The organism is Aminobacter sp. P4_D5, from assembly GCF_056401815.1.
Genome location: NZ_JBFUIP010000057.1, coordinates 1 through 12,998 on the forward strand (window position 1 = coordinate 1; position 12,998 = coordinate 12,998).

Below are 12,998 nucleotides of genomic sequence, written 5' to 3' on the forward strand. Positions count from 1 at the left end.
CGTAAGGAACTTCGCTGTTGGACGCCGGGTGAAGGCCCGCAATTTCGAGATTGGCGGCCCGCCCTGCCTCATTGAGGCGCCCGAAAGCAACGTAGGTATGGCCGTAGCTTAGTGCATAGCGGGAACGGAATTCGACGAAGTATCCGGATGAATTCGTCGCCATTGCTCCGCGGCCTCTACCTGTCACGGACGGAGCAACAGAGGCCACGCCACTATGGCCGTTCGACACGTAGCCTGGCTGAGGGGGCAGGTCTTCCGACACACATCCCGTCGCTGCCAGCGCAAACAGGACCCATAGCAGATGGCTGGCTCTCATTTGTGTCCGCGCATGTGTCGCTTGTCGTTGTTCACACCTAGCGTGCTGGAAAATGCCGGCAAGTCGGTTGCGGCTTTCAACGCCCAGCGCTGACGCCATCTTTTCCAAATCCGCCCGAAAGCGCCTGATGCGATTGCTCGCTTCCTTGCTTGCTTGATCGCAGGGCGAGTTTCCCCGTTTCGCAACTTCATCGGATAGCGCGGCCAGGTCCTGCTCCTGAACCTGCAGATCCCTGCTGATTGCAACTGCCATGGCATTTTCCCTCCCAACTCCCGCCGTGATAGCCAGAGTTGGAACAATTCCTAAATCGAGATTTCGTTGCATGGTACTGGAAATGCGAGTGTCATGCTCGCATCTTGGAGTAGCTAGCCCCTTGCCAACTCACGCCGATATTCGGTCGCTGGGCAGCGACTGTGAGAAGCGGAAGGACCGAGATGAGGTCGGTTGCACAATGGCAACTTGCGGTAAAACTCTGCTGAAACCGGACCGCTCATTCTCGGCGCCGTTTCGGTCGGCGTGCGCCGCGTGGCGGCCATACGGGTAAACCAGCATGGCACTCGTTTCGGACATGTCGAACTCCACCAAGCGATGGAGACTGTCAGCTGACCCCGCTACTGCGGCGCTGTCTGCGATATTCGTTGCCAACTGGCCGATGAAAACAGACCGGCCGAGTTATTGAGCCTCACGAGCCTCTTCAAGCCGCTCGCTACCACCAAGAGCCCAGCGAGTAAGCGGGCGAGCAAGGAGGATAAGCACGACCCCGAAAGCGGCGCTTGTCAGGAAGATACGCATGAAGGCTTCCGGTAGGCCAGCCGCGTTCTCAGTGTCCATGCCAGATGCGAGCAGTCCGGCCATCAGGTTTCCGAGCGAAGAGGCGACAAACCAGAAACCCATCATTTGGCTGGTGAAGCGCTCGGGCGCGAGGCGCGAGAAGGTAGACAGGCCTACCGGGCTCAGCATCAGTTCGCCCACAGTGTGAAGAAGATAGGTGCCGACCAAGAAGAGCGCGGAAACTTTCACACCGGTAGCTGCGGTAAGCGCGGCTGGCACGAGGATCAAATAGCCTAATCCCATCGCGATTAGCGCCAATCCGAACTTCACAAAGACGGGGATGGTCCAGCGGTTCTCAGCATAGATCCAGAACGCGGCGAAGGCCGGGGTCAGCAAGATGATGAACAGGGCGTTGAGGTTTTGGAACCACGAGGTGGGCACGATGAAACTGCCGAGTTCGCGCTGGGTGAGGTCGTTGGCAAACAGGTTGAGCGATGAACCCGCCTGCTCGAAACCCGACCAAAAGAGCGCCGCGGCGACGAAGAGGAGTGCAAGGGCAATCATTCGCCTCTTCTCCGGGCCGGTCAGGTCGCCGGCAAAGTATATGTTCAGGAAGAAGGCGCAGGCCACGGTTATGATGACCATCCCCATGGCCTGTGCGAGGCCCTGGGGGCTGGTTAGGCTGATCTGACCGGTCAGTGCGGCTGCGGTGACCAGTAGCACGACCGCGCCTGCGATCATGCCGGTGAAGATTTGGTCGCGCTTGCCGATGACTACGTCGGGGTGGAGGTGGACGGAGGGCGCGTTGCCCTTATCGCGAAGCGAGGTGCGGCTGGCGAACAGGAAGTTGACGAGTCCGAAGAACATCGCGACAGCGGCAGCTCCGAAACCCCAGTGCCACCCCCAGTTCTCGCCGAGGTAGCCAGCTATGAGCCCGCCGAGGATTGCACCGATATTAATGCCCATGTAGAAAAAGGAGAAGCCAGCGTCGCGGCCGCCAATGTCGTTCTTGTCATAGAGCAGGCCAACCATGGTCGAGATATTGGGCTTAACGAGCCCCGTACCGATAGCGATGCAGACGAGTCCAAGGAAGAAGATTGAGGCGACGGAGCCAGAGAACGCGAGCAAAGTGTGCCCGATCATGATCGCGACACCGCCGACGATGATGGCGCGCTTGCAGCCCCAGAAGCGGTCGGCGATCCACCCACCTGGCAGCGCCAGTATGTAGGCCGAGGCGGTATAGAGGCCGTAGATTGCCGCAGCGTCGGCGGTTGTGATGCCAAGGCCACCATTCTGAATATGGTCGACGAGAAAGAGGATAAGCAGCGCTCGCATGCCGTAGTAGCTGAAGCGCTCCCACATCTCGACAAGAAAGAGGGCAACTAGCCCTGACGGATACTTCCCGGACGTCGTCGACATCGGACTCTCCGTAGTCGGTCTTCGCTAGAACCATAGCGCGGATCGGATGAAAAAGCGCGTCAGAGCTTTCTCGCGGCGCAAGGTCGCGACATCAGGGACTTGCTCGCAAGCCGCCTGGCGGCCGAGCGACTTTCCGTGCCTCAAGTTGCTGTCGAAGCAGGCGGCGTCACTGCCAGCCCGAGAACGATGACGCTAGCACCGAGCGACGTCCCGAGCCCAACCAACCACATAAGCGAATAGTCACCTGTTGTGGAAAAAAACATGCCGCCGGCGATCGCGCCTAGCGCGGCTGCACATCGGACCATGCGGCACAACGGCGGGCAGGACGCTCGCCTAAGGAATTCCATAAATTCTATCAAATAAGTAGAATTAATTCTCGTCTGGTGATGACGATGGAACTCAGTTCCTGTCACCCAAGCAGCCACCACGCCTATCCTCTTGACAGCAAACAGGCAGACCGGAACGATCCCAATCCTCCCAAGGAGCGTCGATTTCCGGTCGTTATCAAGGGGATGGCTATGTCTCATACGCGACGATCGACACTCAAACTCACCCTGATCGGACTGATGGCGGCGACTGCGCTGGGCTTCGCGGCCCGGGCTTTCGCGCAGACTGACACGCCCATCAAGGGCGGGACGCTGGTTTATCTGGAGCAGCAGGCGCACACGAACCTCTACCCACCGGCGGGAGGCTTCTATCCGAATGGCGGCGTGCTCAACCAGATCACCGACAAGCTGACTTACCAGAACCCCGAGACGCTCGAGATCGAGCCATGGGTCGCGGAGTCCTGGACGGTCAACGACACGGCCACCGAATACACCTTCAAGCTGCGTCCCGGCGTGACCTTCTCGGATGGCACCCCGTTCGACGCTGCAGCCGTTGCCAAGAATTTCGACACCTTCGGCAAGGGCAACAGGGAGCTGAAGCTTCCGGTTTCGGAGGTCATCAACAACTACGACCGCAGCGAAGTAGTCGATCCACTGACGGTCAGGTTCCATTTCAAGGCGCCGTCGCCGGGCTTCCTGCAGGGTACGTCGGTGATCGGCTCGGGCCTGGTGTCGCCCAAGACGCTTGAGCTGCCGTTCGAGCAGCTGGGCGATGCGACCAAGATTATCGGCTCGGGGCCGTTTGTGGTTGCCAGCGAGACGCTTGGACGTGAGCTCGTGTTGAAGGCGCGCGACGATTATGCCTGGGGACCGGCCAAACTGAAACATCAGGGCAGGGCGCTGCTCGACGAGATCAAGTACCTGATCACGCCCGAAGACAGCGTGCGCATCGGCGCGCTGCTCGCTGGCCAGGCCGACTTTATCCGCCAGGTCCAGGCCTATGACGAAAAGCAGGTTGAGGCGGCGGAGTACAAGATCTACGCGCCAGGCACCCGCGGCGTGAACAACTCGGTCGTCTTCCGGCCCGACAATGCGCTGGTGGCCGACGTCAAGGTGCGCCAGGCGCTGCTGCACGCCACCAATGCCAAGGAGATCGTCGAGACACTGTTCTCGGCTAATTATCCGCAGGCGACGTCGATCATCGCCAAAGCGGCCCAGGGTTACGTCGACCAGTCGGCAAAGCTTACCTACGATCCGACCCTTGCCGGCAAGCTGCTGGACGAGGCGGGCTGGACGCTGGGCGCAAACGGCGTGCGCACCAAGGACGGCAAGGAACTGGTGCTGGCCGCCTATGAATCGGTGCCGCAACCTCAGAACAAGGAAACGTTGCAGCTGATCGCCCAGCAGTGGAACAAGGTCGGCGTGAAGCTCTCCGTCCTAGCCGGCGACTCCGGCAGTGCCGCAGCCGACAACCTCGATCCACTAAAGACACCGGTGGCACCGGCAATGGTCGGCCGCGCCGATCCGGACGTGATCAAGAGCCAGTACTATCCCAGGAATCGCAACGTGCTGCAGCAAAAGGGCGGCGTCAGCGACAAGGTCCAGAGCTTCGTCGACGACAAGCTCAACGGCCTGCTCGAGGCACTCGCCTCCGAGCCGAACCGCGACAAGCGGCTGGCGATATCAGGCGAGATCCAGGCCTATGTGCTCGACCAGGCCTATGCGATCCCGATTTTCGAGGAACCGCAGGCCTTTGCCGGCGCGCCCAACGTCCATAACGTCGCCTTCGAGGCAGTTGGGCGTCCATCGTTCTATCGCGTCTGGCTGTCGCCGCGCGACTGAGGCGCGAGCGGCCCCGTCTCCCGTGAGACGGGACCGCTCACCTGATCGCTTGGACGGAGATCCTTCATGTCGCGATATGTCATCGGCCGGATAGGCCAGGCCGTACTCGTCCTCTGGGCGGCCTTCACCGTCAGCTTCGTCTTGCTGCAGCTGTTGCCGGCCGACGGCGTGCTGATCAAGTTCCTCAATCCGGAACTCGGCCTCAGCCCCGAGCAGCTTGCTGAAATCCGTATCGCCTATGGCGCCGACGCCCCGATCTGGCAGCAATATCTGTCGACGCTCGGATCGGTCCTGTCCGGCGATTTCGGCTACTCGGTTCGCGCCGGCGTGCCGGTCACGTCGCTGCTAGCAACGACGCTGCCGACGACCTTGCGGCTGGCCGCGGTCGCCCTTTTCGTGTCGGTGCTGGTCGCTGGCGCAATCGCCTATGTCGCGACCGTCAGCCGTAGCGCGTGGTTGCGCAACACGCTCCATTCGCTGCCGTCGTTGTTCGTCTCGATCCCTGTCTTCTGGCTGGGCATCGCCCTGATCCAGGTCTTTTCGTTCCGGCTGAAGCTGATCTCGGTCATCAATCCCGGGCCGATGGAAATGCTGGTGTTGCCGGTTCTGGCCATCGCCGTGCCGATCTCGGCGCCGCTGGCGCAGATACTTATCCGCAGCATCGACGAGGTGCGCACGCGCCCCTTCGTGGCAGTGGCCCGCGCCAAGGGCGCCAGTCACAGGCGCGTGCTGGTAAGCCATGTCGCCGGTAACGCCATCCTGCCTGTGCTCACCATTGGCGGTGTGCTGTTCGGCGAACTCGTCGCAGGCGCAGTCATCACCGAAACCGTGTTCGGCCTCAACGGCATCGGCGCGCTGACCTACCTGTCGGTCAACACCCAGGACGTCACCGTCCTCCAGGCGATCGTGCTGATTTCTGCTGCCGGCTTCGTGCTCACCAACCTGATCGTCGATCTCCTCTATCCGGTCTTCGATCCCCGTCTTCGCAATCCCGCAGGAGCCAGCGCATGACCATCATCGATTCATTGGGCGCAGTCGGCGGCCTCGCGCCCCGAGACGCAAATGCGGCCTACGATCGCGAAGACCTTGCCGAACGGCTGAAACGGCTCCAGCCCAGCCTGGTTTTGGCCTGGCTGGTCATCTCGACCGTGGTGCTGTGGGCGCTGCTGCCCGGGCTGTTCACCGGCTATAGCGGCACCGAAGGCGTTGCTTCCGAAAAGCTCGCCGGGCCCAGTGCCCAGCATATCCTGGGCACTGATGCGCTCGGTCGCGACGTCTATGCGCGCATTGTCTATGGCGCGGTCCATTCTCTCAGCGGCGCCTTTGCGGCTGTCGCCGTCGGCTTCGTCATCGGTACCGCCCTTGGGGTGGTTGCGGCCGCCGCCGGCGGGCGCATCGAGGATGTCGTGATGCGCGTCGTCGATGTACTTTTGTCGATCCCGAGCCTGCTGTTGTCGCTCACCATCATCATCTTGCTCGGTTTCGGCACGGTGAACGCGGCAATCGCCGTGGGTGCCGCGTCCATCGGCAGCTTCGCCCGGCTGGCACGGTCCGAAGTGGTCCGTGTGCGCCGCAGCGACTATGTCGAGGCAGCCTTCGGCAGCGGCGGCAGCTTCAGATCGGTGCTGTTCCGCCATGTCCTGCCCAACTCGCTGACGTCGGTCATCGCCTTTGCCGCCCTGCAATTCGGCAACGCCATCCTCAACATCTCAACGCTTGGCTTCCTCGGCTATGGCGCCCCACCGCCCACGCCGGAATGGGGTCTGCTGATCGCCGAAGGCCGCAACTACGTCTCGACAGCCTGGTGGCTGACGACGGCACCTGGGATTGTCGTGGTGCTGGTGGTGCTCTCAGCCAATCGCATCAGCCGTTCCTTCGGTGGGAGCCGAGCATGACCGAATTGAAACTCGCCAACAAGGCAGCCACGACCGCTGCTGCGGCGCCCGTGCTCGAAGTCGACAAGCTGGTCGTTTCCTATGGTCATGGGACGCGCCGCGAGACTGTGGTCCACGGCATTTCCTTTTCGGTGCAGCCGGGCGAAGTGGTGGCGCTGGTTGGCGAATCCGGCTCCGGCAAGTCGACGACGGCCCATGCCGTGATCGGGCTCTTGCCCGAGAACGGTCGCGTCGAGGCCGGCGACATCAGGCTGAACGGCACCAGCATTTCCGGCTGGGCCGACAAGCGCCTCGACACCATCCGCGGCAAGGTGGTGAGCCTGATCTCGCAGGATCCAGTCAGCTCGCTCAACCCGGTCAAGACCATCGGCGACCAGGTCGGCGAGATCCTCAAGGTGCATCGGTGGGGCGACCGACGGGCGATCGCCGAGCGTGTCATCGAATTGCTCGATCGTGTCGGACTGCCGCAGCCGGAACTCCGGGCGAGGCAATTCCCGCACCAGCTTTCAGGCGGCATGCGCCAGCGCGTGCTGATCGCCATCGCGGTTGCGCTGCGGCCGGCGCTGATCATCGCAGACGAACCGACGAGCGCGCTCGACGTCACCGTGCAGCGCCGCGTGCTCGACCTCATCGACGAGCTGCGGGCCGAGTCCGGCACATCGGTGCTGCTGGTCACCCATGACCTCGGCGTCGCCGCCGACAGGGCCGACCGGATCGTGGTGCTGCAGGGCGGCCAGATCCAGGAAACGGGCACCGTGGCCGACGTGCTCGCCGCGCCGAAGTCGGCCTATACACGGCGGTTGCTCAATGATGCACCGGCTTTTGCCACGCCGAAGACCGCGCGGGACCAGCTCCGGGCGAATGCCGAACCAGCCATCGTGGTCGAGAAGCTGTGGCAGCATTTTCCGTTGTCAGGCGGCCGGCAGCTCCGCGCCGTCGACGACGTTTCCTTCGACGTCGCGCGCGGCACTACCCATGCCCTTGTCGGCGAATCCGGCTCGGGCAAGACGACCACGGTGCGTGCGATCGCCGGCTTCCAGAAGCTCGAGTCCGGCCGCATCGTCGTCGACGGCCAAGACGTGTCGTCGTTGCGCGGCGAGCAACTGCGCCAGTTTCGCCGGCGCATCCAGCTCGTCTACCAGAATCCGTTCGCATCGCTCGATCCCAGGCAGACGATTTTCGACATCGTCGAGGAGCCGCTGCTCAATTTCGATCCCGTGCCCAAGGCCGAACGCGAGGAACGCGTGCATGCGATCCTGCAGCGGGTTGGACTGCCGGACGCGGCACTGACCCGGCTGCCGGCGGCCCTGTCAGGCGGACAGCGGCAGCGCGTCGCCATCGCCCGGGCGATCATCCTGAACCCTGAGATACTTGTGCTCGACGAAGCGGTGTCAGCGCTCGACGTCACGGTCCAGGCCCAGATCCTGGATCTGCTGGACGAGCTGCAGCGATCGCTCGGCCTGACGTATCTATTCGTCTCTCATGACCTCGCGGTCGTCAGGCAGATTGCCGACACCGTGTCGGTTCTGCGCGACGGCAAGCAGGTGGAGCAAGGCAGCATCGAAGATGTCTTCGAGCGCCCGGCGCATGATTACACGCGCGAGCTCATCGCGGCGATACCCGGTAGCAAGCTGAAGTCGGGCGCAGGTTTCCTCGTCCGCACCGCCCAGCCAATTGAAGGAACTGCACAATGACCGAGAGGAAAAGGCTCGGCTTCTTCACGCGTCTGCTTGAGGAGGCATCGCCTGCCGACCGTTATCGCTTCGCCACAGAACAGATCCTGACGGCCGAGCGAGAGGGCTTCGACACGGCCTGGGTGGCGCAGCATCATTTCCGCGCCGCCGAAGGTGGCCTTCCGTCGCCGCTGATCCTGCTCGCCAATGTTGCCGCCCGCACCCGCACCATCCGGCTCGGCACCGGGATCATCACGCTGCCGCTGGAAAATGCGCTGCGTGTCGCCGAGGACGCCGCCGTGCTCGACCTCATCTCGGGCGGACGGCTCGAACTGGGCGTCGGCTCGGGTGGAACACCGTCGTCCTTCACCGCCTTCGGACTGGACAGCGCCCGGCGCGGCGAGCTGCTCAACACGCATCTCCATGTCCTGCGCAGCGCCTTCGCCGGCAAGCCGTTCGAGGGCGACGACAGGTTGTATCCTGCTGCCCCGACCCTTGCCGGGCGAGTCTGGCAGGCGACGTTCTCGGTGGAAGGTGGTCGTCGTGCCGGTCTCGCAGGTGACGGCCTAATGCTGTCGCGGACGCAGCCGCGGCCGAAGGACAACCCCAACGCCTCGCTGGACGAAGTGCAGAACCCGATCATCGATGCCTATCTGGCAGCACTCCCGACAGGTGTCGCCCCGCGCATCCTGGGTTCGCGCAGCCTGTTCGTGGCCGATAGCCATAACGAGGCCCTGCAGCTTGCAGAGACGGGCCTGCGCCGCGTGCGCGATCATTTCATCGCCACCGGCCACACCCCGCCGGGCGACCGTGTCGAAGAACTCGCCACCGCATTCGACACCCATGCGGGATCGCCCGATGCGGTGATCGCGAGCCTGTCGGTCGACACCAGTCTCCGGCGCGTCACCGACGTCGTGTTCCAGGTCCATTCGGTCGACCCCAGCCATGAGCGCACGCTGCGCTCGATCGAATTGACCGCCCAGAAGGTTGCGGCTGCGCTCGGCTGGGGCAGGTCGATACCACACTCCTCGAAACTCGTTGCCTGAACGGAGGCCAGAACCATGAGCAACCCCGATATCATCGACGAGCTTGCCGGCATCGTTGTCGGCTCCAGGCTCGATCTCATCCGCTACGACCGCGTCGAGGCCCGCGACAACGCGCAGAAGAGCTATCTCGCGCTGTTCGACCCCGACGACCCGAGCGAAGTCTCGGTCCGTGACCGCTTCGCGATCGCGAGCTTTGTCGTCGGACTGCATGGCGACGACAGGGTGACGAAGCACTACATCGCCAGATTTGATGCAGAAAAGCCGTCGAAATCGCTGGCGAGCGCCATCGCGCATGAGGTTCAGCAGGGCAAGGCCAGCGGTCCTTATGGCGCTTATACCGCCGGGCCGCTGACGCGTGAGAATGTGACCGGCCCGTCATACCGCGTCGCCTCGGCGAGCCGTGAAGTCCTGGGTACGAAGCTCGCGGCCGGGCTCGAACACGCTCATCTACTCGTGCTGCACCCGCGCGATGCCAGCCCGGCGGCACTGCAGGCGCTGCTCGACGCCGGCTGGAGCACGACCGGCATCGTCACGCTGTCGCAGATTATCGCCTTCCTCGCCTTCCAGATCAGAGTGGTGGCGGGTTTGCGTGTGCTCGACAGGAAATTTGCCGCCGACCGCCTCGACGCGGCGGAATGACACGGAGTTACGAGATGACCAAAACCACGATCACCTATCCTGACAACGTTGAACCCAACGTTTTCACTCGTGATGAGCTTGGCTGGGTGCCATGGCTGCAGCCGCTGGCCGAGGACGAGCTGACCGACCGCCACCATGCAGGCCTGGTCGATCCCTCCCGCGCCAAATCACCCTATTTTATGCTGCTCGCGCGCGATCCCGATATTCTCGGCGCACGCACCAAAACCGATAAGGACATCTTTTACAACACCAAGACCGGCCTGCCGCGGGCCGAACGTGAGATCGCAGCAACAGCCGCGTCGCGCACTAATGGGTGCATCTTCTGCGCCTCCGTCCACTCGCGCTTCGCCTACCAGCATTCCAAGCGCGGCGAAGATGTCCAGAAGCTCCTCGACGAGGGTATTTATACGGATATCGATCCGAGCTGGAATGCCGTCATTGACGCTTCTGCTGCTCTGACAAAGACGCCCCAGGGCTTCACGGAAAGCCACATTGACGAGTTGCGCCGGGCCGGCCTGGACGACGTGGCGATCGTCGACGTGATCAACGGTGCCGCATTCTTCAACTGGGCCAACCGCCTGATGCTGTCGCTCGGTGAGCCGACACCGCCGGCCGCATAGCGTTCTTGAGTCCGATGTCTCGGCAGCCGCCGGTCTGTGGCGGTGTCAACTTCGGCTCCTCTGGGGCCGCTTGCGATCAAGCCGTCCTATCTGCCTCGCGCCCTGCCATGGTTCATACTGTGGCTGAAAGCAGGGCAGTTGCGACGCATGACCATCCTGGCGCGGCACATGCACGCGCTGCACAGCCCCGCCTTGGCTGAATGGCATAGGCTCGTTGGACCAGAGCTTTACGCACGGTTCATCCGCCAGGAAGGCGAGGCCGTTCTTTGGGATCATCCTAGCGTGGGTCCCGCCGATGAGATCGAGGCAAAGCTAAAGGTGGAGTTGGTATCGAGGTCGAGATGCTCGGTCCCTCCGAGCTGTAAAAACTGTATCCCGGCATTCTCTTCGAAAGTCACACGCGGAATGGTGAAAAGGGGTAACGCGCACACCGTGAGCCTGCCCAGCTGAACGCTGCACTGGCCGCCCTTATGGAGCGTGAGGGCGCCCGTTTCATTCGCGAACGGGTGCTGAAACTCATTCGTGAAGGCGACGGTTGGCTTGTATTGACCTCCACGGGAAATCATCGCGCCAGCGAAGTCGTGGTGGCATGTGGCGTCTGGTCTACCGAGTTGATCGCGCCATTAGGGGTAAAGGTGCCGCTTGAGAGCCAGCGCGGGTATCATGTGATGTTGCCCGCGGACGCAATTGACCTTGCCATGCCATTCATTCACCGCGGATGAGGCATCGGCATGACGCCGATGTTGGAGGGTGTGCGCGCGTGGGAGGAACGGTGGGATTCTCAGGTGTCGACGGCGTTCCCAACGAGAAGCGGGCCGATCAGGCTCTGTACATGCCAGGGATATTTTCCCTGCGTTGAAGGGCACGCCGCAGCAAATCTGGACGGGTCAGCGTCCCGCCACTCCGGACTCGCTACCTGCATTAGGGGCGGTGCCAGAGCATCCAGGCCTTTGGCGGTGCTTCGGACATGGCGCCTACGGCATGACGGCGCTCCCCCGAGCGGTCTGGTTGCCGACCTGATTCTGAAGCGTCCACCTCAGATTGAGGCTGCGCCATATTCGGTAACTCGGTTTTGAAAGTGGCGTTCGGTATCAAGCTTCGCTGAAGCGCATCAGCGAACTGCGTAAACCCAGTTTCGTTCGTCTATCGCCAACCCTCGCTCTATCCCGACCGTAGGGCGCGCCGAGCGGTCAGTGTACCCAAATCCGATGCGCCACCTGTGATAAGGACGGCAATCCCTTTATCTGCGGCCATGCCTCCTAGATGATTTCAAGCGCCATGGCAGTTGCTTCACCCCCGCCGATACAAAGTGCTGCAACGCCGCGCTTTGCGCCACGTGCCTTCAGGGCGGCGATCAGCGTCGCGACGATGCGCGCGCCACTTGCGCCGATAGGGTGACCAAGCGCGGTGGCTCCACCGTTCACGTTGATCTTGTTGTGCGGGATGTCGAGATCGCGCATCGCAATCATCGCCACCGCCGCGAAGGCCTCGTTGACCTCGAAAAGGTCAACATCCGCAACTGACCAGCCGGCCTTTTCCAATACCTTCCGGATGGCATAGACGGGCGCGGTAGTGAACAAGGCAGGCGCGTGGGCATGGGCGGCGGTGGCAACGACMCGCGCCTCCTGTGCGAGACCCAGCCGTGCCGCGACGCTCGCGCGGGTCATCACCAATGCTGCAGCTCCATCGGAGATGGAGGCGGATGTCGCGGCAGTGATGGTACCGTCCTTTGCGAAGGCGGGCTTCAGCGACGGGACTTTTTCCGGTTTCGCCTTGCCTGGCTGCTCATCTTCCGAGACCACGACATCGCTGCCCCGACCCCTTACCGTCACGGGCACGATTTCGTCTGCGAAGGCTCCGCTGGTTATCGCCGCTCTCGCGCGGGACAGGCTTGCCAGCGCAAAGGCGTCCTGGTCGACGCGGGAGAACTGGTAGTCGCGCGCCGTATCCTCGGCAAAGGCACCCATCGGCTTGCCCTTATCATAGGCATCTTCCAGCCCGTCCATCGTCATCGTGTCGATGATCTGGTCATGGCCGATACGTGCGCCGCTGCGGTGCTTGGGAAGGGCGTAAGGCGCGTTGGACATGCTCTCCATCCCGCCCGCAACAACAATGTCAGCGTTACCAGATGCAAGCGCTTCGGCCGCCATGATCGCCGTTTGCATGCCGCTGCCGCACATTTTGTTGACAGTGGTCGCCTCGACTGACTGCGGCAGCCCAGCACCAAGAGCCGCCTGGCGTGCAGGGGCCTGTCCGAGAGCCGCGGGCAAAACGCAGCCCATGTAGATTCGATCGATGGATTGTGGGTCGACGCCACTTCGATCGACCGCCGCCTTAACGGCTGCGGCTCCAAGTTGCGTTGCCGAGGTGCTGGAAAAGGCACCCTGAAAAGCACCCATTGGCGTGCGGGCATATGAGGAGATGATGATTGGGTCGGTCATTTGCATAATT

10 protein-coding genes and 2 pseudogenes are annotated in these 12,998 nt (G+C 62.5%); 9 read left to right on the plus strand and 3 right to left on the minus strand.

Annotated features, from left to right (window positions below; genetic code table 11):
• Together AC1DWF_RS14485 and AC1DWF_RS14490 are read right to left on the minus strand one after the other, a co-directional pair.
• Nucleotides 1–568 (minus strand): annotated as a pseudogene (locus AC1DWF_RS14485) (hypothetical protein); the annotation flags it as partial.
• 420 nt (nucleotides 569–988) lie between these two features.
• Complete coding sequence (locus AC1DWF_RS14490) at nucleotides 989–2,506, minus strand: peptide MFS transporter (protein ID WP_476788664.1); 1,518 nt, start codon at nucleotides 2,504–2,506, stop codon at nucleotides 989–991.
• Nucleotides 2,507–3,024: 518 nt separating this feature from the next.
• Between AC1DWF_RS14490 and AC1DWF_RS14495 the strand changes: the two genes are divergently transcribed.
• The 9 genes and pseudogenes from AC1DWF_RS14495 to AC1DWF_RS14535 all read left to right on the plus strand — a co-directional run bounded on the left by AC1DWF_RS14495 (nucleotide 3,025) and on the right by AC1DWF_RS14535 (nucleotide 11,567).
• Nucleotides 3,025–4,674 carry a TIGR04028 family ABC transporter substrate-binding protein gene (locus AC1DWF_RS14495; protein WP_476787084.1) on the plus strand — a complete coding sequence of 550 codons (1,650 nt, stop codon included), beginning with the start codon at nucleotides 3,025–3,027 and terminating at the stop codon, nucleotides 4,672–4,674.
• A 66-nt stretch (nucleotides 4,675–4,740) separates the two neighbouring features.
• On the plus strand, nucleotides 4,741–5,685 hold the full coding sequence (locus AC1DWF_RS14500) for an ABC transporter permease (protein WP_476788665.1): 945 nt from the start codon (nucleotides 4,741–4,743) through the stop codon (nucleotides 5,683–5,685).
• A complete protein-coding gene (locus AC1DWF_RS14505) occupies nucleotides 5,682–6,569 on the plus strand; it encodes an ABC transporter permease (protein ID WP_476788666.1) in 888 nt (295 codons plus the stop codon). Before AC1DWF_RS14500 ends, AC1DWF_RS14505 begins: the two co-directional genes overlap by 4 nt.
• Nucleotides 6,566–8,263, plus strand: a complete 1,698-nt coding sequence (locus tag AC1DWF_RS14510) for a dipeptide ABC transporter ATP-binding protein (RefSeq protein WP_476788667.1) — start codon at nucleotides 6,566–6,568, stop codon at nucleotides 8,261–8,263. The genes AC1DWF_RS14505 and AC1DWF_RS14510 overlap by 4 nt, the downstream gene beginning before the upstream one ends.
• Nucleotides 8,260–9,288 carry a putative FMN-dependent luciferase-like monooxygenase gene (locus AC1DWF_RS14515; RefSeq protein ID WP_476787273.1) on the plus strand — a complete coding sequence of 343 codons (1,029 nt, stop codon included), beginning with the start codon at nucleotides 8,260–8,262 and terminating at the stop codon, nucleotides 9,286–9,288. Before AC1DWF_RS14510 ends, AC1DWF_RS14515 begins: the two co-directional genes overlap by 4 nt.
• Before the next feature lie 15 nt (nucleotides 9,289–9,303).
• A complete protein-coding gene (locus tag AC1DWF_RS14520) occupies nucleotides 9,304–9,927 on the plus strand; it encodes a CMD domain protein (RefSeq protein ID WP_476788668.1) in 624 nt (207 codons plus the stop codon).
• A gap of 14 nt (nucleotides 9,928–9,941) precedes the next feature.
• Nucleotides 9,942–10,547, plus strand: coding sequence for an alkylhydroperoxidase domain protein (locus AC1DWF_RS14525; protein ID WP_476788669.1), 606 nt, complete (start codon nucleotides 9,942–9,944; stop codon nucleotides 10,545–10,547).
• 440 nt (nucleotides 10,548–10,987) lie between these two features.
• Nucleotides 10,988–11,269 (plus strand): annotated as a pseudogene (locus AC1DWF_RS14530) (FAD-dependent oxidoreductase); the annotation flags it as partial.
• A gap of 28 nt (nucleotides 11,270–11,297) precedes the next feature.
• Nucleotides 11,298–11,567 carry an FAD-dependent oxidoreductase gene (locus AC1DWF_RS14535; protein WP_476785697.1) on the plus strand — a complete coding sequence of 90 codons (270 nt, stop codon included), beginning with the start codon at nucleotides 11,298–11,300 and terminating at the stop codon, nucleotides 11,565–11,567.
• A 239-nt stretch (nucleotides 11,568–11,806) separates the two neighbouring features.
• Here the strand turns inward: AC1DWF_RS14535 and AC1DWF_RS14540 are convergent, their stop codons facing one another.
• Entirely contained in the window at nucleotides 11,807–12,994 is a 1,188-nt protein-coding gene (locus tag AC1DWF_RS14540; RefSeq protein WP_476788670.1) for an acetyl-CoA C-acyltransferase, read from the minus strand.
• Nucleotides 12,995–12,998 lie beyond the last annotated feature (4 nt).